Source organism: Proteus sp. G2300 (genome assembly GCF_009915965.1).
Taxonomy (GTDB): Bacteria; Pseudomonadota; Gammaproteobacteria; order Enterobacterales; family Enterobacteriaceae; genus Proteus; species Proteus vulgaris.
Window position 1 is genome coordinate 202,548 of record NZ_JAABNK010000003.1, and the last position, 26,158, is coordinate 228,705.

The following is a 26,158-nucleotide window of genomic DNA, read 5'->3' on the forward strand; positions in this document are numbered from 1 at the left end:
AACTTGCAACCAGTGACATATAAATGTGATAGAAATCACATAATGGTTATTTTCTGGTTTAATATTACTCGAATACCGTTTCTAAGTCGTCTTTATAACGTAAAAAAAAGTGCAATTGATATGAAATGACAGACTTTTGACCATATTCAATACAAACTGCGAAATATCTCACACAGTAAAAGTAGTTAACATTACAGCAGAAAACAAACATAAAAAGAGCAGATAGGCGAACCCTATCTGCTCTTCACAATAAAAAAATCAATTAAGCAGCAACAACAGCCATTGCCGTTAATGCAAAGAAGAATCCTGCAATAGTTGCACTCATTAAGTTAGAAAGTGTACCTGCAAGCACAGCTTTCATCCCCAAACGCGCCACATCTTTACGGCGATTTGGCGCCATTCCACCTAAACCGCCTAATAATACAGCAACGGAGGAAAGGTTAGCAAAGCCACACAGTGCAAAAGAGATGATTATCTTCGTTTGCTCTGATAGCACCACCAGTCCTGAACCAGCAACAAGTGCATCTTCTTGAAGGTATTTACTAAATTCAGAATAAGCATAGAACTCATTGATAACAATTTTTTGTCCAATAAATGAGCCTGCAATGGTTGCTTCACTCCAAGGAACACCAATCAAGAAGGCTATAGGTGCAAACACCCAACCAAACACCAATTCTAATGAGAAATTCTCATAACCAAACCAGCCACCAATGCCTCCAAGGATACCATTAACTAATGCAATCAAAGCAACAAAAGCCAGTAACATGGCTCCCACGTTAAGAGCTAGCTGTAAACCAGAAGAGGCACCAGCAGCAGCTGCATCGATAATATTGGCTGGTTTTTCGTCATCTGCCATTTTATCAAACGCATCTTTTTGATCATCAGGGGTTTCGGTTTCAGGGATCAACAATTTAGCAAAGAGTAAACCACCTGGAGCCGCCATAAAGGATGCGGTGATCAGATACTCCAACGGTACGCCCATGCTGGCATATCCAGCAAGTACAGAACCTGCAACAGAGGCTAAACCACCACACATAACAGCAAAGAGTTCTGAGGTTGTCATTCTTGCAATATAAGGGCGAACAACAAGTGGAGCTTCTGTTTGTCCAACGAAAATATTTGCCGTTGCAGACATAGATTCTGTTCGAGATGTACCCAGTACTTTTTGTAAGCCACCACCAAGAATTTTAATGACAACTTGCATAATACCAAGGTAATACAGTACTGCTATTAGTGAAGAGAAAAATACGATAACAGGCAGTACGCGTAGGGCGAATACAAAACCGCCACCACCAAACAACTCGAACATTTTATCTGATACTAGGCCTGCAAACAGGAAACTCATCCCATTATTGCCGTAATCAATAACATTCTTAACGCCATCAGAAATCGCAAGAAGTACCTCACGACCACTGTCGGAATAAAGAACAAATGCACCTAAGCCAATCTGAATAAGGAATGCGCCACCAACTGTACGTAGTCTAATTGCACGTCGATTGCTGGAAAATAGAACGGCTATCAATATTAATGTTGCCATTCCGACCAAGCTCATAATGAGTTGCATTGAAGGATCCCTGTTCATATAAAAATTTAATGGATTATCAATAACGCTCTAGTCGAGCTTATTGACTCTTTTTGCCAGATAATTATACCTAGTCTAAGAAAAGAACCCTCAACATCCATCACAAATAGAGTCTGGAAAAAGTAACACAAAAGTCACAAATGAGAAGTAGATCACACAAAAAGAGAGAAAAACACATTTATTGAATAGGCAGGATAAAGAGAAAAAATCATGTGATTAACAAATCATGTATTCAATCTTAAACAGTAAAGTAAAATAAGCACCTTATCCATATCAATAAGATTAAATTGAGGAGACTTTTTAATCTTTAGGTTAGTTAAATGCAATCGATAACTAGATATTATCTTTTAACTGAAATAATTGTAGGCTATTAAGATGGAGTTGTTGTGCTATTACCTCCGGTGATTCTTGACGTAGTTCACAGAGTTGAGAAAAAATATGTTGAATACGTTCCGGTCGATTGGGCTCACCTTGGAAGCCACTCACAGGCATATCGGGAGCATCTGTTTCTAATAATAAATATTCGAGTGGTAATGAAGCAATTGCTCGACGTGTCTTTTGTGCTCGCTCATAAGTAATCGTGCCCCCAACACCAATAAAGTAACCTTGCTGAATAAATTGTTTGGCTTGTTGTTGGCTTCCAGCAAAACCATGTACAACCCCTTTACGAGGAACATCATAACGACGTAAAAGCGCACTTAGCGTATCGTGAGTTTTACGCGAGTGTAAAATAACCGGTAAATCAAACTTAGCCGCTAATTTCAGTTGTGCAATTAAAAAACGCTCCTGCTTTTCTGGTTGAGGATTTTCCATATAACCATCCAGACCAATTTCCCCTACAGCAACACAACGAGAGTTTATTTTTAATTTTTGTTCTAATTCAAGGAGATGTTGCTCTCTATGTTCTTCAATATATAAAGGATGTAATCCTAATGCGCTATATAATTGAGGATATTCATTTGATAATTCAGTCACTACATCAAAATTCCAACGAGCAACAGCCGGAATAATCATTTTTTCAACTTGTGCTTGTTGTGCTAAAGATAAGCTATTCGTAATATCATTATAAAAAACAGGAAAATCAAAATGACAGTGAGTATCAATAAATTTATTCATTCTTGAACCTGCCTCACGTCAGGATGTATACGCCTTGTTCCTTGTTGAATGATAGAAGCTTCTTCTGCTTTATCTGTTTTTGCTTCTTGTTCAAATAAGCTGAAGATTTTTTTATCGTGTTGTTTGAATTTGTTCTTAGAAAAATGCTGACCTATCGTCGCCAGAAAATAACGACCACAACGCCTTCCTACATGATAATCATGGTTTAATGCATTTAAACGGCTACCTAACGCACTTGATTGCAACGTTGTGGGTGGATAAATTTCGATAACAACGACATCTTCTGGTGGCGATTGAATAAATTTAAGGGTTTCGGTATAGGTTTCGATATGTACTTGTGCCATTGCCATAAAACGTTGTAAACGGCTATTTTCAAACCATTTCCCCATTCGATCGACCCACTCTGTCGTGTATTGATATTCAGAGGGAACAGTACGAATAACAACAATAGTACGACACCCCCGTCGATAAGCTTCTCTTACTGGAATAGCGTCACTTATTCCGCCATCATGGTAGACAACATCATGAAATAAAACGCCATTACGGTAAAAAGCAGGGATCGCACTGGATGCTTTAATGATATCAAGCCAAGTTGGTTCATCAGGCTGAAAATAATTTGCTTTAAAATTATCAGAACGACTGGCTACCATATAAAATTCGCGACCAGTATCAAAACGCCTTAATGCTGTTGGCATATCAAGGGGCATTTCTTTGGCCGTCGTTTCTATATACCAATCAAGATCTAATAAATTACCACCACGGACAAATCGGATAGGATTAAAAAATTGATTATTGGTTGTATAGCGATTAATAATTTTACGCGCATAACCACGCTGACCGCAGGCAAAAGCAGATAAATTTTGCGCCCCCGCAGACACCCCAAGTAAAATATCGAAGGGATCAAATTGTGAGCGCATAAATTCATCAAGAACACCCGCGGTAAAGATCCCGCGTTGACCTCCACCTTCACAGACTAAAGCAACTTTGCCTTGTGGCAGTGAGGATTGAAATTCAAGTGCTGTAATATTATTTAATGTGACAGGTATATACTTCCCCATAATGTCTCCTTTATACAACTTAACAAAGGATACCCGCACATTTTTTCTGCGTCATTCTTTTTACGAATTCATACAAATAAAATAGGTGGTCTTCGCGGTTTTTCATCACCTAAAAAAATGAGCTTAATTTAAGGCTGAATATTTGCTGAAAAATCGACACTTTTCACACCTTCTACTTTTTCAATAATTTGCGTAATTTGTGCTTCTTGTTCTTTACTCTTAACAAATCCTGTCACAAAGACATGTCCAAATTCTGTACGAATAGAAAGAGATTCACTATCAATACTTTCGATAGGTAATAATGTATTTTTAATTTTTGTAGAGATCGCCGTGTCGCTAATTGTGTCGCTAGTATTATTCGTTCCACGATTAATTTCGCTATACCACGATGTTTCAGCTAATGCTCCCGTACTGACAAAAGCAAGTCCTATGGACATAACTAATGCTAATTTCAACATGTTATATTGTTTCATTGCTCTCCCCCGAATCACAATAATGGTGATAAAAAATATGTGTCATCAATATCTGTATTTTTATGAAGTACTACAAAATGTTAACAAACAAAGTCATTACATTAATAAGGTATTTTAGTTTAATAAAGTTAAAAAAAACAAATAAAGACTAATCCTAATAATTTTATTCCAATAATAACGAATAAAACTATAAAAAATTTTACATATATTTATTAATAGATATAAAAACGAGTATCATGTTAACAGAAAAAAAAAAGAGTAATTCCAAATGAAGGCAGATCTTTTGACAGGATATTTGGGATATGAAAAGCAGATTTGATAGAAAAATAGCGTATCTCATCGAGTATTACTGTTAATTAATACATAATGACGCGAAGAAACAAAAAAGCCACATTAAAAATGCAGCTTTTTCATTAAGTTAAAAACTCAAAATGATTCAAAGTGCGAATGAACGTAGTCAACAACGTTGCAACTTGAAGTATGACAAGTATCAGTGTTCACGAGTCTGATGAAACTCAACATCAGGATAACGCTCACGCGTTAAGTTCAAGTTCACCATCGTTGGGGCGATATACGTTAAGTTATCCCCACCATCAAGTGCCAAGTTTTGTTCATTTTTACGTTTAAACTCTTCGAGTTTTTTCTCGTTATTACATTCAACCCAGCGAGCTGTTGAAACGTTAACGGACTCATAAATCGCTTCAACGTTATATTCACTCTTGAGTCTTGCCACAACCACATCAAACTGAAGTACACCCACTGCACCTACGATTAAATCGTTATTTGCTAGTGGTCTAAAGACCTGTACAGCACCTTCTTCTGATAACTGCACCAATCCTTTCAGTAACTGTTTCTGTTTTAGCGGATCACGTAAACGAATACGGCGGAATAATTCAGGCGCAAAGTTTGGGATCCCCGTAAACTTCAGGATCTCGCCTTGAGTAAAGGTATCACCAATTTGAATTGTACCGTGGTTATGAAGACCGATAATATCCCCAGGATATGCATGTTCAACATGGGAACGATCGCCCGCCATAAAGGTTAGTGCATCGGAAATCACCACATCTTTTTTAATTCGGACTTGGTGTAACTTCATCCCTTTATCATACATACCTGACACAACACGTAAAAAAGCAACACGGTCACGATGTTTAGGATCCATATTGGCCTGGATCTTAAAAACAAAGCCAGTAAATGTTTCTTCACTCGCTGTCACTTGGCGCATATCAGTTTGACGAGGCATTGGTGCTGGCGCCCATTTTACAAGGCCATCAAGCATATGGTTAACACCAAAGTTACCCAATGCAGTACCAAAGAATACAGGCGTTAATTCGCCCGCTAAAAAAGCTTCATGATCAAATTCATGAGAGGCACCTAAAACAAGCTCTAATTCGTCACGCAATTGGCTTGCTAAATCATCACCTACCGCTTCATCAAGTTCAGGATTATCTAATCCTTTAATTACACGAGAATTTTGGATAGTGTGACCTTGCCCAGTTTGATAAAGATAAGTTTCATCTTTAAGAATGTGATAAACCCCTTTAAAGAGTTTTCCACAACCAATAGGCCAAGTAACAGGGCTACAAGCAATTTTTAGCTCTGTTTCAACTTCGTCCATTAATTCCATTGGGTCACGGATATCACGGTCGAGTTTATTCATAAAAGTCAGGATTGGCGTATCACGTAGACGTGTTACTTCCATTAACTTACGAGTACGATCTTCAACCCCTTTAGAGGAGTCTATTACCATTAAACAGCAGTCAACAGCAGTTAAAGTACGATAAGTATCTTCAGAGAAGTCTTCGTGCCCTGGGGTATCGAGTAAGTTAACAAGACAATCAGCATAGGGAAACTGCATGACTGAGGTTGTAATAGAAATACCACGTTGTTTTTCCATTTCCATCCAGTCAGATTTTGCATGCTGATTTGAACCACGCCCTTTTACGGTTCCTGCACGTTGAATAGCTTGTCCGAATAACAACACTTTTTCAGTGATGGTGGTTTTCCCCGCATCGGGGTGAGAAATAATGGCAAAAGTTCTACGACGAGCAACTTCTTGCTGAAAAATAGGATTAGACATCAATGGTGATCTTCTGGTTGATAGACGAGTGAATGTAAAGCACTGATATATTTATATAACTAATAATTAAAGTGACTATAAAGACATTCAACCCGCAAGTTAATCTTAATTGGCGCTTATTTTCGCCTATCTTGTCTGTATAAACAATCAATGGTTACTATTTTATCTGCTTGAAGGAATGATGCCTAGTATTTGAAAAAATTAATCGTGTCTATTTTACACCATGGAGACAAAAACCGCTCTCACACCTATATAACCAACATTATTTTCCTTGATGCACTCAAATACCTATTTTACTAAAAAATTTACAAATTGCCTTTATGAGGCGACTCATAATACGAAGAATTAACCTATTTATTTTTGGTTAAACGCGGGATTGAATATCAGATTCAAAATAAATGTACATTTGTTTAAATTTAATTTTTCTATATTTAGAGAACAATCACTTTATTTAAAACAAAACCAAATACTCGATTTACTTATTTCAAATATTATTCACTATTTTAACACTGTTATAATCACATTCACCTTACAATGAAAACATGACAAAAGTGAAATTAAACCAATAAATTTCCATTAAGTAAAAATAAAGATAAATTTTAAATACAATTAATAAAAAAACAAATTCATGCACGCTATTTAAAATAAAAAAAACGCCTAAAAGAAGACGTTTTAAATTTAACTTAAATAAATATTTAATTAGAAGGAAATAGGATAAGCCATGATAATCGCATCTTCATTTCCGTTTTTTGTCGGGTAATAATTTTTGCGCTTTGAAACAAAATTAAATCCTATAGATTCATAGAGATTGAACGCTTTTTCATTTGATTCTCGTACCTCTAACCATAAGGTAGTGATATTTTTTTTCTCAAGAATTTCAATTAGTTCAAGTAAAAGTGCTTTACCATAACCTTTCCCTTGATAGTCGGGATGAATCGCAATATTAAAAAGAGTTGCCTCATCTAATATTAATTGCGTAATTGCAAAACCTACAATAATATTATCAATGCAAATTTTCAGATTAAAATAATGACTTCCTTGGTTACTATAAAATGTTTCTTCACTCCAAGGGAATGAATGACTTAATTTTTCTATTTGCCATGCTAAAGGTAAATCAGCAGGGTTTAAGGGTGAAATGGTCTTCATATTGATAGATTTGTTTCCAAAGATCGCGTTTTGCATCGGCATCAAAATATAACTGATGTAATGAAGGGCTTCTCAAAGAAGTATATTCAGAGGGAAGAATGAGATCAGTGCCTAATAACCAGCAGGGAAGATCAAAAGATTCTGTGAGCATACTCACATCGTTTGTTGTAATACAATAGATTTCGTTTTTATCTATCCCCATGGCGCTAAAAATATCAGAGAAAAGCCCGTTATTTAGATCAACGGTATCATCAGTAATGATAAGTAAACGTGTTGTATCCGGAAATTGAACAGAATGCTCGCCTTTTAACACGGCAGGCTTACGAAGTACCCACTGACGAATTCCTAGTTGGGATAACATTCTGTCTTTACGGCTCATTATGCTTACCTATCAAGTGTAGAACAACGGTACATAGTATCAGAGGGCATAAACTACGCCAATAAATAGCGTCGGTTTCTTTATATCTGATATCATGCGTCTCATGTTTTTTAAGGAGTAATAATCATAATGTCCTCACTGTCCCCTGCTAGCGAAGTTATTCTTCGTCACCTAGATCATTTCGCAGACAGGCATGTACTTATTGCAGGTGATCTTCAAGATACTTTCGCGGCGCAAATTCAGGCGAAAAGTGTCAGAGCATATACCAACCAATATCACCAGTGGTTACCATTACTAAAATCAATGGGTGATAACGCACTCTTCGGTTTAGTTGCAGATCAGTCCTTTGTGAAATATTGCAATACCTTGATCTATTTTTGGCCTAAAAATAAAAACGAAGCCACTTTCCAACTGCGTAGCCTTTGCTCTAATTTACAAGTGGGTACTGAAATCTTTATCGTCGGTGAAAACCGTAGCGGTGTTAAAAGTGCCACTGAATTAATGAACGGTATCGCTAAACTTAAAAAAATAGATTCAGCACGCCGTTGCAGCTTATTTTTTGGTACTCAAACATATCAAACACTGTTTGACCGTAATAACTGGTGGCAAACTTACCGCCATGACGATCTTACTGTAATGGCATTACCGGGTGTCTTTAGCCAAAATGCATTAGATGAGGGTAGCCGTTTATTACTTTCAACTTTTGATGATGCAATGGTTGGCGATTTACTGGATATGGCATGTGGTTGTGGTGTACTTGCCACTGTACTCGGTAAGAAAAACCCAATGTTGAAACTGACACTGTGTGATGTGAATGCAGCGGCAATTTCTTCTAGTATCGCCACCTTAAACGTGAATGAATTAGAAGGTCGAGTCATTGCCAGTAATGTCTATTCTGCCGTTGAAGAGACCTATGATTGGATAATCTCAAACCCACCTTTCCATGATGGTTTAGGCACAAGCTATACAGCAGCCGAAGATATTATTCGTCTTGCACCAAATTACCTGAAAAAAGGCGGTAAATTACGCATTGTAGCGAATTCCTTTATCCCTTACCCCGACATACTCGATCATGTGTTTGGCTCTCATGAAGTACTCGCATCAACAGGTAAATTCAAAGTTTACCAAGCAACGAAGAAAGATTAATCAAAAGCCCTGTTATCTAAAACAGGGCTTTATTTTTGAGGCTGATTTTAAGTGATAATTCAGGGTGTTTTATTTTTCATCATTAAGATAATTTAGTGAAAAAAATAATTGACGCCAAAAATAAAAAGCATAGAATTCGCCTCCTATCTGCAAAGATAATGTTGAGATTGCGAGGGTGGCGGAATTGGTAGACGCGCTAGCTTCAGGTGTTAGTGTCCTTACGGACGTGGGGGTTCAAGTCCCCCTCTTCGCACCACTCAATTAACCTTTCTTTTCCTTGGCTTCCATTCAACCCCTCTTTTTACTGTTTTATTTGCTATCCGTGATACGCAACTAAAAGTGTCATCAAACTATAGGTCAACACTACGCCAGCGGGGATCATTACCCACATCTGTAATTTTTTATGGAATAACATCAATGTTGATAACAGCATTGAAACGACTAAAACTAACGTAAATGCAGATGTTCCAGCAATAGAGTGCATAATGACTGTAAATAAAGAAGAAACAGCTAACATTTCCCATAAACTGATACGAGATGTCCAAGAAGCGACTTGAGATAAGCGTGTTGATTTAGCCATAATAACTCACCATTAATGATAATGATTTTCATTATTATATATAACCCCAATGCCAAATCAACTTATATAATGAAAAAAAATAACTTTATATCCTTATTTTTTAAAGGGTTAAGTATACATTAAAATATAATAAACAAAAAACGCCTTATCATTTTAACAATAAGGCGTTTGATTTTATTATGTTATCAATAAACGAAATTATGCGTTATTTGGCTTTATAAAATAAAAGACCAAATGAATATCTTCTGGCTCTCTTTCATAAAGTTCAGGATCAGGAATATCAATTAAGCGACAGCCTAAATGCTGATAAAAGTTCACACTATTTTCAGAAGGTGTTGATGAGATATATAATCCATTTGCACCGTTTTCCTTCGCATATTTCACACAATAGCCAAAGAGTATTCGTGCTAAACCTTGCCCACGTTGCTGGTGGCTAACATGTAAAAAAGAGAGTTGAAGTAGAGTACCATTTTGACCGCGTTTTTTCGGATCAACACTTGCCGCAGCGACCAATCGATCATGTTCAAAAATGCCCCAAAAAGGCGCCCCTCGATCAAAGCTTTCAAGTAAAACAGGGGTGTAATGTTCTGCTTCACCTTCTGGCCAACCTTTCATATCAAAGCGCTGCTCTGATAAAAGCAACTTTCCTTCTTTTAATACATATAGCTTTTCAATAAGCTCAGTTCTATCGATGTCCCAAACTTGTGGAATTTCATTTCGTGTTAATTGACGAATAACATTTTTCATTATTAAAGATTAACCTGTTCTGATGATGATTCACTTCGTTCTAGTGCGTGGTAAGCCACCGCACAGAATAAGGAATTCAACCGTTTCATATCACCCAACAAACTGGTATGCAGAGAACTGGTTTCAATGCTTCGTATATTATGCAAATGAAGACGTTCTACATGTGCAAACGAGTAGCGTTGGTTGAGTAAACGGAAACGATGTTTTGCTCGACGTAACTTACGAGCATGTTCCATATTGCCGGAAACAAATACCGACATCGCCAGATTCAGATTACTTTGCAGACGCTCAAGGAGTGTCTGTAATTCACGACGCCCTTCCTCCGATAAAAATAAGTGATGATTTAAACCTTTACTCACCACTTCAGCAGACATACGCGCTATGATAGCGGATGATTGTTGTAAGTTCATCGCTGTATCAATAATTTCAGCCCAGCGCCGAGAATCCTCTGTTCCCAAATCATGCTGTTGAATTTGAGCCATATATAATTTAATACTGCTATGGAGTAATTCAACCTCTTCTTCTAACTGACTAATTTCCCTTTTCTGCTGACGATCGCCTTCCATTAACGCCGTAAAACGTTGCAACATTTGTTCTACAACATCACCTAATCGTAGCGATTCTCTAACCGCATTAGCGATAGCTAAAGATGGAGTATCAATCGCTGATTGATCTAAATAACGAGGTGCAACTTCAGATCCCGTAGCCGGTAATTCAGGAATAAGTCGCTGACATAATTTTGCCATTATGCCGACAAAAGGGATCATCAATACACAGCGTGCGAGATTATAAATAACATGAAAATAGATCACGACTTCAGCAGATGAAAATCCGTATTGCTGAATTTTATTTGCAATAATAATTATCCAAGGTAAAACCAGCAACGCACCGATTAATTTAAAAAATAGGCTTCCTAACACCACTTGACGTGAGACAATACTTTGTCCTCGACTGCTCATTAATGCCAACAAACCACTACCAATATTAGAGCCAATAACGATGCATAAGCAGATATACAATGGCATTAGCCCTGTTGCACTTAATGTTGCAGTCAATAACACCGCGGCAAGACTTGAATAACTTACCATAGCAAACAAAGCACCAACTAAAAGCGCTAAAACAGTATCGCCACTTAATGAGGTAAAAATGGCTTTTACGGCGCTTGCATGTGTAATTGGCTCTGCGGATGTTACAATAAGTTGCAAAGCAAGAATAATTAAACCAAGGCCAATACCTACACGCCCTAATTGTCCGACTCGCTCTTTTTTTCGACTTAAAAAAGTAATTACCCCGATAAGAATAAGAAGTGGAGATAACCAAGAGAGATCAAATGTCAGTACTCGCGCCATTAACGCCGTACCGACATCCGCCCCCAACATAATAACCAGTGCAGGCGTAATCGAAATCAGCCCTTGCGTCACAAAAGAGATAACCAAAAGTGCCGTTGCATTACTACTTTGAACTAATGCCGTTACACCAACCCCCGCAAGAAAAGCATTGGATTTTTTATTAATACTTTTACCTAAAATTCGGCGCAAATCAGAGCCGAAAACACGCATTATCCCAGTACGAACAATATGTGTTCCCCATACAAGAAGCGCGACTGATGAGAGTAAATGAAGCAGTGTCAGCATAGAAATAACAACCTTATTTTTATCATTGTTTGTTTGACTCTGTTCTCCTTCAATCTCATAAAAAAGAGAAAGACCATGAGCAGATAAATTATCTGAGAAAAGATTTTTATTGGTAATGCCTTAATAACACAGTGCGTTATTAGACAAAAAGATATTGCAACTTAAGCACAATAATCAATGGAGAAGTTGAGAATATTACATAGATTAATTCGTAAATTCTGTTAATTATAACAGAGAATATGTCATTTTCAAAATCGCACTACAAATAACCCATTGATTTATTATCATTTTATTTTTCATGTATCAAACGTTCAATAAAAAAACGCGACCAGAGGGTATCTCTCTAGGTCGCGCAAAAATACAACAATTTAGTAAGGCAATTCGACTACATGTTCAGACAGACTATTAAATCAACTTAAATTTATTTCAGGCCCATTGCATCACGCATGGTGAAGAACAAGTCCGTTTGATCTGTTAATCCAACTACATTAGCTGCATGTGGACCGTAAGCCGCAACTCGTAATTGTGCCCCCGTATGCTCTTGAGATCCTTCTTCTGAGTTACCGTAATTCACCACCATAACCGCACCATCTTTGGTAATAAGTGCTTGTGTTAATCCACTTGATTTCACATCAGCTTCTATAATTTGACTTGAATGCGCGTGGTCAGCTGTAACAATAATCAGAGTGTCACCGTTTTGTTTAGCAAAATCTAAACCGATCTGTACAGCTTCATCTAACGCAACTGTTTCACCGATTTGACCACAAGGATTAGCATTATGATCTTGCTTATCAATAGAGGCACTTTCGACTTGTAAGAAGAAGCCATTTTCATTGGTTTTCAGTAAATCAATCGCTTTTTTGGTCATTTGTGCCAGTGTTGGCGCATTAGGGTCAAGTTTAGAGTTAGGTTTACATTCTAATGGCGGGTTATTGATATTGCCATGATAAACCGCTTTAGGCCCTTCCCACGCTACAGCCATATTGCCCTCATGGAATAACCCTAATACTGGCTTATCTTGATTCGCCAAAGTAATGGCGTCTAATGATTTAGCATCTTTGACGATTTGATAACCACGTTCAATGGCTTGTTGTTCTAATGTTTTACCTTTGTATTCACCCGCTACTGCGGTTTGAGCAAAACTTTTTGCACCGCCCCCTAATGTAACATCTGCACGAGTCACTAGTAGTTGCTCAGAGATAGAACCTTTACCGCCATTTTCTAATGCATTAGTTGAGCATTTTTCTAAGGTTTCAACAGGACCATAACATTTACGTCCAGTGACATGAGAAAATAGTGCGGCAGGTGTTGCATCTTGAATTTCTGATGTTGTCACGTTCCCCGTTGCCTTTCCGTTGGCTTTTGCTAATTCTAAAATGGTTTGATGATCCTTACCAAATACATCAATCCCTAATGCACCATTATACGTTTTCACACCCGAAGCCCATGCCGTTGCTGAGGCTGCCGAATCTGTGACATAGTTAGGTTTTTGTGTTTTTCTGTCTAATGAATAGTGTGTATATTGACCCGTCATCGGTAATGCATCAATACCTTTAAAAAAACCACCCGCACCTTCAGCGTAGTTACGTGCAACAGTGATTTCAGAATCCCCCATACCATCACCAATAAAGAGGATCACATTTTTCGCTTGATTATTATTTAAAGCTGCTTTTAATGCCTCAGTTTGATCTTGAGTCATACGGCGAGCACCGCCAAATTCTGTGATATTACCTTTTGCTGCGCGATCTTGTGCCAAAATTGCATCCGCAGCAACGGGAGCAGCAAAAGAAGAGAAACTCGCACCAGCCAATAGCGTTGTGACAATAACGGATAAAATAGAACGTTGGTAACGATGAGACATAGCTTTTTCCTTGCACTCTAAAGTAAAAACAAGATTAATGTTTTAAGTCAGAAAAAGCTTACGGTAGTTAAATGACAAAGAAATGAAGAGTAAAAGCAATTTTGATGACAGCTTTATGACAGGTTAGTGACAAGAACGAAGCTTATACTATGCATTATCTTGTATAAGCTTCTATTGTATTACGATTGAGTCCTGAGAGATTAATTTTCTTGTGTTAGTGCTTTTGTTCCCAGATACAGTGTTTCACACCAAGAGATATAATCATGTCCACTGGCCATTTCGAGTGATTTAACAGGGTAACCTTTTTGTTCTAAAACTTGTTTAAGATGGCGATTATTATTTAGAATTCCCCCTTTATCTCCACGGCTTTCAAATAGTCCTGCTTCTAAGAAAAACTGTAATGGTTTTTTATCCGCTTGCTTAAATTGACGAATAAGCCATTCTGGTTCTTCATTTTCAGGCGCCCACCAATAGGAGCCAGACATACTGAGTACTTTGCCAAAGCGCTCAGGACGATTAAATGCAATCCATGAAGAAGCTAATCCACCATAACTAGAACCTGACACTATCGTTTCTTCCCCCGAGACATGGATACCTTTCTCTTTTTCTAACCAAACAAACAATTCATCAGCTAAAAAACGGTAAAAATCAGGATTGGGTGGTAATTCGATCCCACGTCGATCGCCATCAATACTGTCAACAAATAGGATCATGATTGGCGGTAATTTCCCCTCTTCGATCTGTTTATCAAAAAACTTATCAATACCATATTGGCGACGATAAGTTTGCCCATCAAATAATACAAGAAGTCGAGGCGTTTCCATTTTTTGAGCTGGCAGGTAAAGTGCTATTTCACGATCATTATTTAAGATCTCGCTGTGAAAGCGAACAATCTCTGTCTTGCCTTTCATTGCTCTATCAAGAATATCAGGCAAATGGCATTCGCGCTGACGGTCTAATGACAACAAAGAGAAATGATTATAAATATCCTCTGACTGACTTGGTGAATCGTGAGAATTCAACGGATCCGCCTGTGCTGTGGTTAAAATCGCGCGACGTTGTTCAAAGGGTTCTGCATTTTCAATAACCGGAACATCAGGGGCTAATTTATATTGCATTAATGTATCGTTAGGCACGATATAACTACGATACCAAATATCACTATTGGGTAAATGAGTTAACGGATCATGGTTACCTTCAGGTGATCCCAGCAAATAGACATTCTTTTTTGCGCCTTGCCAGAGAAAAGTTACTCGCTTTTTATCATGATCATAAGGCTCAATCAGAGGAGTCCCTTCTTGGTGTATTTGTTGCCAAAATGCCTGAATATTTTTTTGATCAAGTTGTTTAGCGAGAGTTTGCAAACGAGGGCTAGTTGGTGCAATACCAGCATCTTTATCTAAAGGTTGATAAGGTTGTGTTGTTAGCATGAATAGCCACTGGTTTTTAGCTTCACCTTGTGCAACTAATTGATAATTAGCAGTTTCAGGTAATAAAAAACGTACCTTTTGTTGCCCGTCAGCGGGAATATCTTTTAATAAATGACGAAGATGAGTACCATCTTGTTTCTCTAACCGTAAATTTTGTATCCCTTTTACGCTTAATTCAACATAACGTTGACTTTCTAAATGAGTGGTAAAACACACCGTGTCGTTATCAAACTGGCCTGTCATTTCTTTATTTTCTGTCACTGTTAAGCAACTGGCAAAACTTGAAAAAGAGGCCATCAACATGCATATCATCAGAGGAATTCTCACTTTATTTCTCATTATTAACTATTGTGAGAAACAATGGTAATGATAATTGTTATCATTACCATAAATAAAATGGCTGTATATCATCAAAATTATTTTTAACCTCAAATAAAAAAGCTCAAATAATTTATTTGAGCTTTTTTATGATCCAATATTAAATTAACGCTCTTCTAACGGATAGCTACGGAAGCTCCATAAGCCCAGCGCCTTTAAGCCATCACGATAAATGCCTTGGATATCTGATTTGCTCGCTTTTTGTAATTCCGCTAAGGGTTTATCAGGTGCAACAACCGTTAAGTAAGTAATATCACTTGGGCCACTTTGCCAACTGGCAAGCGTGAAAATTGCGTCTGCACGACGGACATGACTACCAGAGCTAATAATAACAGCCGTTTTAATACGATGTTTAGTTAATGCATAACGACTAAATAACGCATTTTCGACCGTTGTACGTGCATAGTTCTCTTGGAAAATACGTTCTGGTGCAATACCGTTTTTTACCAACCAATCGGCCATTAATTTCCCTTCCGTTTGATGTGCTTTTGGCACGCCCCCCGTAACGACAATCATGGCTTCTGGTAATTGTTTAGCCACTTCTAAAGTTTTATTTAAGCGTTCAATTAAAATCTTATTCATTGTGCCATCAGGATTTAAGGCATACCCCAATGTCACAATCGCGTTGTTATCTTTGGTTTTATTTAGTTTGGCCAAATCTGCTGGTGTCAATTTATCACTTAACGGCATTTTGCTTACGCGATCAATCTCTGCAAAAAAACGACTGACTTCTTCAGCTTTAGCCGGATTTAATGATTTTAATTTATTGAAATATGCTTCACTTTCTTTATCTTTGCCTTCAAAACGAGTCCACGAAGTGACGTAAATTAGCGCATCAATATCATCAGGGGCCGCTTCTAAAATCTGTTTATAAATAGTAATAGCGCGAGGGACATCATTGTTATAGATATAAGCACTAGCAGTACTAAATAATAAATCGAGGCGATAAGGCTCTAACTTATAAGCTTGTTGCAATTTTTGCGTCACTATTTCCATATTTGATGGCAGTTTTCCTGTAAAGCCTGCATCCGACACTCGTGCCGGCGACTTAAATGCATCTAACGCATCTTGGATCAAGCTATCAACAGTTTGACGCTGAGAAACATATTGCTGATAACTATTATCTGGCTGATGAACTTTTTGGTAAGCCAATGCAGTTGATGAGACGGTAAAACCTAAAGCTACTATCGCTAACGAAATGACCGTTTTCTTGATATGAAGTGAAACACGGGAAGGTTGCGCCATTATCTTATCCTTTTACGAAAAATAGTCTGCTTCTTCACCTGAGCGAATGAAGATAGAGTGTGTAACTCCTCACACCTAATGACAAAAGAAATACACACCGATAAATCTATACCTAATATCTATCATAAAGATCCCTGAATTAATTTTCAGTAACCTTTTTCACCTTATTGAAAAAAATAGCATTATTACGTAGATAGCTTATTTGACAGTTTCTTTTATATATTTTTATCTTTTGGTTAATGATTTTGTTCTGATAGATCATCAGTGATAAAGAATAAAAAAACGATTTATTCTTTAGTGGAAAGTGAAAAGTTTGAAATCGTATTATTTATTTTGTTCTTCAATGTAAAAACGCCACTAATGGCGCTTTTTACATTATATTTTTACTCAATATGCTTTGATTGCATCATCAATAATTCTCTGACTAATTCGACACAACTTAAGAAGCGTTCGTCATAATCGGGAGAGTTAACTTTAATATATTCAATATTGTTTTTATCAAGCATTTCCATGAGTAAGGTTTGAAAACGGCGACGATCTTTATCACTGCCTAAACTGCGTAAACCATCCGCTACCCATGGCGTATTATTTTCTAAAACAATCACTAAATCAAAACGATACTCATCAATAAGCGCTTGAACAAAAGGGTGTTCTTTACCTTCATAGCGTAAACAAAACGCTTGGGTGGTGACAAAATCCGTATCAATAAAAGCCACTTTATTGGCATATTTAACTGCAAAATCAATATATTGAGCATGTCCCAATGCAATTTTATCGTAGTCCGAATATTGCAATGCCATCTCATCTCCCCCTAAATGAGAGAAAACATAATCACGACCATATTCCCATGCACTGGTTGTATTAAAAATATTGGCAAGCTTATTGACTAACGTTGATTTACCGCTAGATTCACCGCCTAAAATAGCAACTGTACGTACAAAGAAAGGTTTGACTTCTGTTGGAATATATTCCCAATATTTAAAAGGTGCTTGGCGAATTTGACTGCCACTGATATTCATAAATGAGCGTTCTGGATCAATCAATACCGTTTCAATCCCTAAGAAAGCATTATATTGATCCGCATCATCACGTTCACTGGTATAGATGAAATCAGGCGTTATTTGTTTTTCACGCAAAAAGGTTTTTATCCCTTCACTCCACATTTCCCAGCCATGGGGCTGTGGTTCGATACCGTGCTCATCAAACTCATGAATACGGATATTCTTTTGATATTTAAAGGTTTGTAATAACCAGCGCAATCTGTCACTCACTGTGGGTTGTTGAGACATCGCACTGTTAATAAATAGATCCTTATCGCGAGGTTCGTCATGGCAGAGGATCACATGTAATTCATCAACTTGGCTACAAGCACGTTGAATTAAATAAATATGTCCTGTGTGAAGAGGATAAAACTTACCAAAAATAACACCAATTGTTTTCTTTTTCATGGGATATTCTAATCCTAAAAATTGGTGTAATGCGGACATCTTTTGCGCACTAGGGCTCTTGATTTTATTATTAATCAATTGGCTAAGATAGCCTTTTGTCATATCACTTTCATCAGCAACGTGTTGTAAGGTATACCCATTTTTTCTGATAGCCTGTTTGATATAATCAAAAGGTCCCATAATTAGCTCCTTTAGAAGTCTTCTAAATCATCAAGAACAGATAATGCATCTGACAGTTTTTTCACACCATACACTTTCATATCCGGTGGATTTTTCTTTGGCATATTTGCACTTGGTACAATAGCGCGTTTAAAACCATGTTTTGCTGCTTCTGCGATGCGCTCTTGTCCACTAGGTACAGGGCGAATTTCACCAGCAAGGCCAACTTCGCCAAATATCACTAAATCACGTGGTAAAGGGCGATTACGAAAACTCGATACTAATGATAATAACAAAGCTAAGTCTGCACTCGTTTCTGTGACTTTTACCCCCCCCACGACGTTGACAAAAACGTCTTGATCAGACATTTGTAACCCACCATGGCGATGTAACACAGCCAGTAGGATAGCGAGTCGATTTTGCTCTAATCCCACAGCCACACGACGCGGATTTGATAGCATTGAGTGATCAACTAAGGCTTGGATCTCAACCAATAAAGGCCTTGTTCCTTCCCATACCACCATTACAGAACTGCCTGATGTGATTTCATCCCCTCGACTTAAAAAGATAGCTGAAGGATTGCTCACCTCTCGTAATCCTTGCTCAGTCATTGCAAAAACGCCTAACTCATTAACAGCACCAAAACGGTTTTTATGACTACGTAAAGTACGAAAACGAGAGTCTGTTTCGCCATCCAACATAACAGAGCAGTCAATACAGTGTTCCAGTACTTTTGGCCCAGCTAAGGTGCCATCTTTTGTGACATGGCCCACCATAATAATGGCAACATCATTGGTTTTAGCAAAGCGAGTCAGATAAGCAGCCGTTTCACGAACTTGAGCAACACTGCCCGGTGAAGATTGAATATCCGCCATATGCATCACTTGAATAGAGTCAATCACCATCAATTTAGGCTTTTCTTGTGAAGCAATTAAACAGATTTGCTCAATGCTGGTTTCTGACAACATATTCAGTTCTGCGGTCGGTAAACCTAATCGATGTGCTCGCATCGCAACTTGTTGGAGCGACTCTTCACCAGTGACGTACAGTGTTTTCATTTCTGTTGCTAGACGACACATAGTTTGTAGCAATAACGTACTTTTACCCGCTCCGGGACTTCCCCCAATTAAAATTGCACTTCCAGGAACAACACCACCGCCTAATACACGGTCAAACTCTTTAAATCCTGTCGAAAATCGGGGTAATGCTTCAAGACTAATGTCAGATAATTTTTGAACTCGGCTAACGCCTTTTGCATCACCAGCAAATCCACTAAAGCGCTCATTACGGGAAGAAGGCGCAGCTGCAAGACGAATTTCTGTAATTGTATTCCACGCATGGCAAGCCGAACATTGCCCTTGCCAACGAGGATAATCTGCACCACATTCATTACATACAAAGGCTCTTTTAGCTGCTTTTGCCACACATCTCTCCCTATGATAATCATTCTAAAAAACGCCTTTTAGCGTTCTTCGTGTTTTAAACCACCACTTAAAATACACATCACACCCATTAAATCAGCATGACGAATAGCCACTTTTGCCTGAGCATACACTTTAGGTTTTGCATGATAAGCAATACCCAGTCCGGCTTTTCTTAACATTTTAAGATCGTTTGCGCCATCACCAATGGCAATGGTTTGCTCCATTGGGATCTCTAAATCTTTTGCTAAACGCGCAAGCACTTGTGCTTTGTATTTCGCATCAACAATGGTGCCTTTAACTTTACCTGTTAGTTTGCCATCTTTAATTTCAAGATGGTTAGCAACAGCAGCCACTAAACGTAATTTTTGTTTTAAGTTATCAGCAAAATAAGTAAAACCCCCAGATGCGATAGCAATATGCCAATCCATTGCCTGAAGTTTGCGCACTAAGCTCGTTAATCCTGGCATTAGTGGTAAATCATCCATCACTTTTTGTAAAATAGAAGCGTCCGCGCCTTTAAGTTCAGCAACACGGAGTTTTAAACTTTCACTAAAATCCATTTCGCCTTGCATCGCGCGTTCTGTTATTGCCGTAACTTTATCTCCAACTCCCGCAAGTTTAGCGATTTCATCAATACACTCAATTTGAATAGCCGTTGAATCCATATCCATCACTAAAAGCCCAGGAGAACGTAAGCGAGGGATTTCACCGAGAGGGACAACATCTAGGCCACATTCATCAGATAAACGGCGAATTCGACGAGTTAGACTACCTGCAATACGCACCACTTGGTAATCATCAATACGCCATGAAGAAACCACCACGATTGCCACACCTAATTTATGTTGGAATTCGCTTATTCTTTTCTTATCAAGTTCACGTCCATAAAGTAACCACCCACTATCGCCAGCGCGGTAATCTAGTGGCATTACCTCTTCGCCACTGAGTGATAACGGCAGACCTGGCCATTTACGGATTTCATCCGGTAAATAGCAATAGGTCAGACTATTTGACATACTTATTCTCCTGTTTTCCCCTGTCTGAACAAAATAATCGTTATTCAGCCTATTCTATCTCAGGCTCATCTGGCAACATGCACATACTTGCTTACGCAAAAGGATGAACATGCTTAAAGACAAACTAAAATTCAAACTACAAAAAACGGCGATTATACTGATTTGTATCGCACTATTGGCATTTCTTATGCAAGGCGCGTCTTATTTTAGCCGTGCTAATCAGCATGCCCGTATTACCCAGTTTGAAGAGCTTGCAAAAACGCTGGCAGAACAAGTTGCGTTCTCTTTATCCACGTATCTGGATGACAGTAGCAAAGATAACGTAAATCCCCTCATTATGGCTAATTTAAATCATCTTACCCACAATAGTCGGGTGCTTGACGCCAGTCTTTATTTAGAAGATGGGACACAAATAGCGCATAGTGGTGAAAATGTCACTGTTAAAGAGCGATTAGCACTAGAAGGGCAAAAGAGTGGCGGTTCTTTTAATCACCAACTTGTTGTTCCCGTACCGGGTAAAGATAAACCAAAAGGTTTTTTAAGGCTGACATTAGATACTCATCAGTTGATCACAGAATCAAGTCAAGTCGATAACACAACGAATTTATTACGCGTCATGTTATTAGTTGCACTTGCCATTGGCTTTTTGCTTTCTCATAACCTGCTTCAGTTAACCCCCGTTCATTGGCAACAATCCCCCTATTTATTAACGGCCAATTTGCCGCCTCGTACTGAAAAAGAGGACGTTGAAGAAAACGAAAATCATGAAGAAAATGAATCAAAAGAGAGTGTCAAAGAGGAAAATAATGACACTGATAATAGAATAGGTAAAACATAACGCTTTATTCTTTTAACAAATGACTCAGTGAGTTTAGTCAATAATTAGCTAAGCTCACTTTTTTAACCTCAGTTATTTAGATATATCTAATTTATGCGTATTTTTGTGCTATTTCCTTAATCTTTAAAGGGGTTTTGTTTAAAGTCACGGTAAATTTCAACCAAGTCATTAACCTAAAAAGATAAGTTTTAAATCTTTTTCTGGCTCTTTGAGTACTGAGGTGGTTATGACTGAACAATCCGTTATCCAACGTTGTCGACAAATCGTAGAAAATCCAACCCTTTCTCCTGAACAAAAACGCCATTTTCTTGCATTAGAAGCTGAAAATATGTTGCCTTATCCATCACTTCCTGAGGATGCAACTAAAGCGCTTAATGAACGGGTTATCTGTGATATGTATGAAGGTCACGCCCCATATAAACCGCGTTATGTTTTACCTGATTATGCGAAGTTTTTAGCGCAAGGTTCTCGTTATTTAGAGCTAGAGCCCGCGCAAGACTTTGACGACGCTTTAAACATGCTGACTATCCTTTATCATCATGTTCCTTCTGTAACCTCTATGCCTGTTTATTTAGGCCGTATTGATAAAATCCTACTACCTTATGTTGGCGAGCTAACCGAAGAGCAACTTTACCCAAAATTAAAGCGCTTCTGGCGCTATCTTGATAGAACACTCCCAGATGCTTTTATGCACGCCAATATTGGTCCAGAAGACTCTGTTCTTACACGTTTAATTCTTAAAGTGGATGTTGAGCTTCAACAAGTCGCCCCCAATCTCACGTTTATTTATGATGCAAATTCAACACCTTCTGACTTATTGCATCAAGCCATCACCAATATTTGCCATAGTAGCAAACCCCATATTGCCAACGGCACATTGCAAGATGCGGTATTTGGTAAAGATGAATATGGCATTGTAAGTTGTTATAACTCCTTACCTCAAAGTGGTGGTGGTAGCACCTTAGTGCGTATAAACCTCAAAGAGGTTGCACAACGTAGCCAAAATAGCTCTGATTTTCTTAATAATGTATTGCCTTTTTATATGCAAAAACAGATTGAGATCATTGATGCTCGTTGTGAGTTTCTCTATGAGAAATCTAACTTCTTTAAACAGAGTTTCTTAGTTGAAGAAGGATTGATCTCACCTGATCGTTTTGCCCCTATGTTTGGTATTTATGGCATGGCAGAAGCAGTAGCGTTTTTACTTGAAAAAGAAGGCAAGCAAGTTGCCTATGGTGATAATGAATCTGCCAATAAACTCAGTTATGTTATCAGTGAAAAACTAGCACAATTTGTCGCAGATACACCGGTTAAATATGGTTGGAAGCATCGAGCTATGTTGCATGCACAATCAGGTATTAGTTCTGATATTGGCACAACCCCTGCAACTCGCATTCCTTATGGTAAAGAGCCTGATCCTGTTACCCACTTAATAACGGTTGCTCCTCACCATCAATTTTATACCTCAGGAATTAGCGATATTTTAACGGTTGATGAAACCATCAAACAAAATCCTGATGCCCTAATGCAACTCTGCTTAGGGGCATTTTCCTCTGGATTAAGAGAATTTACTGCCAATGTAGGTGGTAATGACCTCGTTCGTGTTACAGGTTATATGGTGCGTTTATCGGATTTAAAAAAATACAAAGAAGAAGGCTCCCGCCTTAATACCACTTGGTTAGGTGATGAAGCCACAGCAAACTGCCATATCGCTGAACGTAAACCACGAGTTATCAGTCATGAACAGCAGATGCGCTTCGATAAATAAGATACTCCCTTTCTCTTGTGTTGATGGCCCAGGCAATCGTCTAGCCATCTTTCTGCAAGGGTGTAACCTGCGGTGTAAAAATTGTCACAATCCTTACACGATGGGGATCTGTGACAATTGTGGTGACTGCATTCCAACTTGCCCACAGCAAGCACTTTCATTACAAAATGGTGTGATAAGTTGGAACAGCACCAGTTGTGAACAATGTGACACTTGTATTCAACAATGCCCACGACAATCAAGCCCGATGACATTAACCTATACTGTTGATGAGCTAATGGCTATTACACGCAAATATGCAGCATTTATTAATGGCATCACAGTAAGCGGTGGTGAATCCACGTTACAGCTACCTTTTTTGATTGATTATTTTAAAGCAATCAAAGAAGCACCCGATCTTAAACACCTTACTTGTTTAATCGACAGTAATGGCACTCTTTCCCTTAATGGCTGGCAAAAAATCGCTCCCTTTATGGATGGTGCCATGATCGATTTAAAAAGTTGGAATGAAGATACTCATATTTATTTAACGGGTAGAGGTAATCAACGGATTAAAGAATCAATCAAATGGTTAGCTAAGAATAATTTACTTACAGAATTACGCCTTTTATATATTCCGGAGAAAACTGATTATTTAGAGAATATTGAATTACTTTCTCAATTTATTAATTCACTTGGTGAATCTGTATTGATCCGTATTAATGCATTCCATCAACATGGTGTTTATGGAGAAGCCAGCAATTGGCGTGCAGCTTCTCAACAAGAAGTTATTATTTTAACGAATGAATTTAAAGCTAGAAACATTAATTCAATTAAAATACAAAATATTTATTAAATATAATAATTCAACCCCATTAAATATTATAATTTATGCAAACTTATCTATTTGACTTTAATTAACTCAGAAGATAATCTCATTTAGAAAATCTCTTTATGGGCTCCTGCTATGAAAATAAAACATAAATCAATATTATTGATAACATACTCAATATATATATTTCCAATTAATTCCCATGCTAATTATGATATAAAAGATATGGGTAATTCAAATTATAAACCCTTTAGCATTTCAAATAATGCAACCCAATATTATCAACTTCGAAATAATAAACATAACGATATAAAATATAAACATGGTAAAATATTAGATAAGACTAATTATAATCAAAAACTATTTACTCCTTTGGGAAGTGTCTATGTTTATACTGCCGTAGATGATGATACGCTTTTAAAATATAATATATTTGCAGATAATATAAATAATGAAAATCAAAAAGAGCTACCGTCTTACGATATAAGAAAGTCATCATTTTTTAATGAAAGCATTCTTCCCAGTGAATTATTTATCAGCACAGATGGCGGTATCACTCATAAGAAAATAAATAAGGGGAGAGATGAACGATTAGATACCCTTTATCTAGATAGAATCTCTTATAATGGTGAAGTTATCGTTGGTTATGCAACAGAGTCTAAATCAAGGTTAACTGAGATAACTTATGACGTTAATGGTTGCTCAGGTTATCCTTTATGTCATACTTTTATCTACAATAGTAGAAATGATATATTTACAATCCTAGATAATAAGATAAATATTCATCATCTTACTAAAGATGGTAACTTTATTTTATATTCCTCAAATAAAGAAAAAAATTTACATATATATGATATAGCTAAAAAAGAAAGTTTTATCCTTAGCATTGAAAATATTAACCATTATTTACCAGCGCACCCTGAAAAAGACATCTTACTTTTAGCAATAAGCTCTCCTCCAATTTTAGATAAAATAAAGAAAAGAAATGTTGATATCCAAAAAGTAAGTGATAATGCTCAGGTAATTATTGGCCAACTCGATAGAAATCTATCTAAAAAACAACTCATTGATGCTGGATATCCTAAAGTAGCTTTTATTACTAGAAAAGAAGGGCCAATAAAAGAAGTGAGCTACTCTGATTTTGGTTCATCTAAATTTACTGCTTTTTCAGAAAATGGCAATTATAGTGTTGGCTGGGGCGAAATTTGGCATGCTGATTATGAAATAAAACTACCTCATAGCATAAAAAAATCTTCTTCACTTTTTAGCCATGCACTACTCTATGATTTCTCGAACGATAAGCTGAAGAATATAGGTAACCTTTCTAAAAAAACAAATGAAGCACAATTTCGAAATGCAAGAGCTATGGATATCTCAGCTGATGGTCAATATATCGTGGGATGGTCTGAAACGGATCATTATAATTACGATACAATCCCAATGGATTCATCAAAAAAAGGGCCGGAAACGTTTATTATATTCCATCGTCATGCCTTTCTTTACTCAAACGAAATCATGTACGATTTAGGAACCCTTGACGAAGGTAATGATTCTGAAGCACATTCAATTACTGACGATGGAAGAATTATTTATGGTTTATCTACTGATAAACATAATAATTGGCGCCAAGTCATTTGGAAGAGTAATAAAATCAGTAATGAATACTTTAATAATGAAAAACAAAAATTTACTGACGATGCAAGAGAAAAAGAACGCTTAGCCGAGATAGCCAAACAACAAGAAGCTCAAGCTGAAAAAGAGCGTTTAGCTAAAGAACAAGCCGATAAAGCCAACGCTGAGCAAGAGCACCTAGCTAAAGAGCAAGCCGATAAAGCCAAC

21 protein-coding genes and 1 tRNA gene are annotated in these 26,158 nt (G+C 37.5%); 6 read left to right on the forward strand and 16 right to left on the reverse strand.

The window, feature by feature from the left end:
- Positions 1 to 262: 262 nt before the first annotated feature.
- The 7 genes from GWI97_RS01215 to GWI97_RS01245 form a co-directional block, all read right to left on the reverse strand.
- On the reverse strand, positions 263 to 1,564 hold the full coding sequence (locus GWI97_RS01215; protein WP_036934290.1) for a NupC/NupG family nucleoside CNT transporter: 1,302 nt from the start codon (positions 1,562 to 1,564) through the stop codon (positions 263 to 265).
- Between the two features lie 351 nt (positions 1,565 to 1,915).
- Positions 1,916 to 2,698, reverse strand: coding sequence for a TatD family hydrolase (locus tag GWI97_RS01220; protein WP_087803381.1), 783 nt, complete (start codon positions 2,696 to 2,698; stop codon positions 1,916 to 1,918).
- The gene (locus GWI97_RS01225) at positions 2,695 to 3,756 is read right to left on the reverse strand and encodes a patatin-like phospholipase family protein (protein WP_036934293.1); all 1,062 of its coding nucleotides are present in this window, start codon (positions 3,754 to 3,756) and stop codon (positions 2,695 to 2,697) included. The genes GWI97_RS01220 and GWI97_RS01225 overlap by 4 nt, the downstream gene beginning before the upstream one ends.
- A gap of 128 nt (positions 3,757 to 3,884) precedes the next feature.
- Positions 3,885 to 4,229: a BON domain-containing protein gene (locus GWI97_RS01230; protein WP_036934295.1), complete on the reverse strand. Its 345-nt coding sequence runs from the start codon at positions 4,227 to 4,229 to the stop codon at positions 3,885 to 3,887.
- 490 nt (positions 4,230 to 4,719) lie between these two features.
- Complete coding sequence (gene prfC / locus GWI97_RS01235) at positions 4,720 to 6,309, reverse strand: peptide chain release factor 3 (RefSeq protein WP_036934296.1); 1,590 nt, start codon at positions 6,307 to 6,309, stop codon at positions 4,720 to 4,722.
- A 699-nt stretch (positions 6,310 to 7,008) separates the two neighbouring features.
- Entirely contained in the window at positions 7,009 to 7,455 is a 447-nt protein-coding gene (rimI, locus tag GWI97_RS01240; RefSeq protein WP_036934298.1) for a ribosomal protein S18-alanine N-acetyltransferase, read from the reverse strand.
- A complete protein-coding gene (locus tag GWI97_RS01245) occupies positions 7,424 to 7,834 on the reverse strand; it encodes a DNA polymerase III subunit psi (RefSeq protein WP_036934300.1) in 411 nt (136 codons plus the stop codon). The genes rimI and GWI97_RS01245 overlap by 32 nt, the downstream gene beginning before the upstream one ends.
- Positions 7,835 to 7,963: 129 nt before the next feature.
- Here GWI97_RS01245 and rsmC point away from each other — a divergent pair, with 129 nt between their 5' ends.
- Together rsmC and GWI97_RS01255 are read left to right on the forward strand one after the other, a co-directional pair.
- Positions 7,964 to 8,980: a 16S rRNA (guanine(1207)-N(2))-methyltransferase RsmC gene (rsmC, locus tag GWI97_RS01250; RefSeq protein ID WP_072064368.1), complete on the forward strand. Its 1,017-nt coding sequence runs from the start codon at positions 7,964 to 7,966 to the stop codon at positions 8,978 to 8,980.
- 169 nt (positions 8,981 to 9,149) lie between these two features.
- Positions 9,150 to 9,236 (forward strand) — tRNA-Leu (locus GWI97_RS01255).
- Between the two features lie 60 nt (positions 9,237 to 9,296).
- On the opposite strand, the gene GWI97_RS01260 is transcribed toward GWI97_RS01255, so the two are convergent.
- From GWI97_RS01260 to serB, 9 genes are all read right to left on the reverse strand, one after another.
- On the reverse strand, positions 9,297 to 9,560 hold the full coding sequence (locus GWI97_RS01260; RefSeq protein WP_087803379.1) for a DUF1435 family protein: 264 nt from the start codon (positions 9,558 to 9,560) through the stop codon (positions 9,297 to 9,299).
- Between the two features lie 198 nt (positions 9,561 to 9,758).
- Positions 9,759 to 10,307 carry a GNAT family N-acetyltransferase gene (locus GWI97_RS01265; RefSeq protein ID WP_087803377.1) on the reverse strand — a complete coding sequence of 183 codons (549 nt, stop codon included), beginning with the start codon at positions 10,305 to 10,307 and terminating at the stop codon, positions 9,759 to 9,761.
- Positions 10,308 to 10,309: 2 nt separating this feature from the next.
- Positions 10,310 to 11,941 (reverse strand): Na/Pi cotransporter family protein, encoded by a 1,632-nt coding sequence (locus tag GWI97_RS01270; RefSeq protein WP_036934303.1) that lies wholly within the window; start codon positions 11,939 to 11,941, stop codon positions 10,310 to 10,312.
- A 421-nt stretch (positions 11,942 to 12,362) separates the two neighbouring features.
- Entirely contained in the window at positions 12,363 to 13,802 is a 1,440-nt protein-coding gene (phoA, locus tag GWI97_RS01275; RefSeq protein ID WP_161751807.1) for an alkaline phosphatase, read from the reverse strand.
- 200 nt (positions 13,803 to 14,002) lie between these two features.
- The gene (locus GWI97_RS01280; RefSeq protein WP_226905384.1) at positions 14,003 to 15,559 is read right to left on the reverse strand and encodes an alpha/beta hydrolase-fold protein; all 1,557 of its coding nucleotides are present in this window, start codon (positions 15,557 to 15,559) and stop codon (positions 14,003 to 14,005) included.
- Between the two features lie 156 nt (positions 15,560 to 15,715).
- On the reverse strand, positions 15,716 to 16,855 hold the full coding sequence (locus tag GWI97_RS01285) for an ElyC/SanA/YdcF family protein (RefSeq protein WP_161751808.1): 1,140 nt from the start codon (positions 16,853 to 16,855) through the stop codon (positions 15,716 to 15,718).
- A gap of 383 nt (positions 16,856 to 17,238) precedes the next feature.
- The gene (gene nadR, locus GWI97_RS01290) at positions 17,239 to 18,483 is read right to left on the reverse strand and encodes a multifunctional transcriptional regulator/nicotinamide-nucleotide adenylyltransferase/ribosylnicotinamide kinase NadR (RefSeq protein ID WP_036934305.1); all 1,245 of its coding nucleotides are present in this window, start codon (positions 18,481 to 18,483) and stop codon (positions 17,239 to 17,241) included.
- Positions 18,484 to 18,494: 11 nt separating this feature from the next.
- Positions 18,495 to 19,886 carry a DNA repair protein RadA gene (gene radA, locus GWI97_RS01295; RefSeq protein ID WP_036934306.1) on the reverse strand — a complete coding sequence of 464 codons (1,392 nt, stop codon included), beginning with the start codon at positions 19,884 to 19,886 and terminating at the stop codon, positions 18,495 to 18,497.
- Positions 19,887 to 19,924: 38 nt separating this feature from the next.
- Complete coding sequence (gene serB / locus GWI97_RS01300; RefSeq protein WP_036934307.1) at positions 19,925 to 20,902, reverse strand: phosphoserine phosphatase; 978 nt, start codon at positions 20,900 to 20,902, stop codon at positions 19,925 to 19,927.
- A 109-nt stretch (positions 20,903 to 21,011) separates the two neighbouring features.
- Here serB and GWI97_RS01305 point away from each other — a divergent pair, with 109 nt between their 5' ends.
- From GWI97_RS01305 to GWI97_RS01320, 4 genes are all read left to right on the forward strand, one after another.
- Entirely contained in the window at positions 21,012 to 21,740 is a 729-nt protein-coding gene (locus GWI97_RS01305) for a YtjB family periplasmic protein (protein WP_052038430.1), read from the forward strand.
- Between the two features lie 226 nt (positions 21,741 to 21,966).
- Entirely contained in the window at positions 21,967 to 23,508 is a 1,542-nt protein-coding gene (locus GWI97_RS01310; RefSeq protein ID WP_036934309.1) for a YjjI family glycine radical enzyme, read from the forward strand.
- Positions 23,480 to 24,343: a YjjW family glycine radical enzyme activase gene (locus tag GWI97_RS01315; protein WP_036934312.1), complete on the forward strand. Its 864-nt coding sequence runs from the start codon at positions 23,480 to 23,482 to the stop codon at positions 24,341 to 24,343. The genes GWI97_RS01310 and GWI97_RS01315 overlap by 29 nt, the downstream gene beginning before the upstream one ends.
- 111 nt (positions 24,344 to 24,454) lie before the next feature.
- On the forward strand, positions 24,455 to 26,158 hold a 1,704-nt coding region (locus GWI97_RS01320), incomplete at its 3' end, for a hypothetical protein (protein ID WP_202609387.1).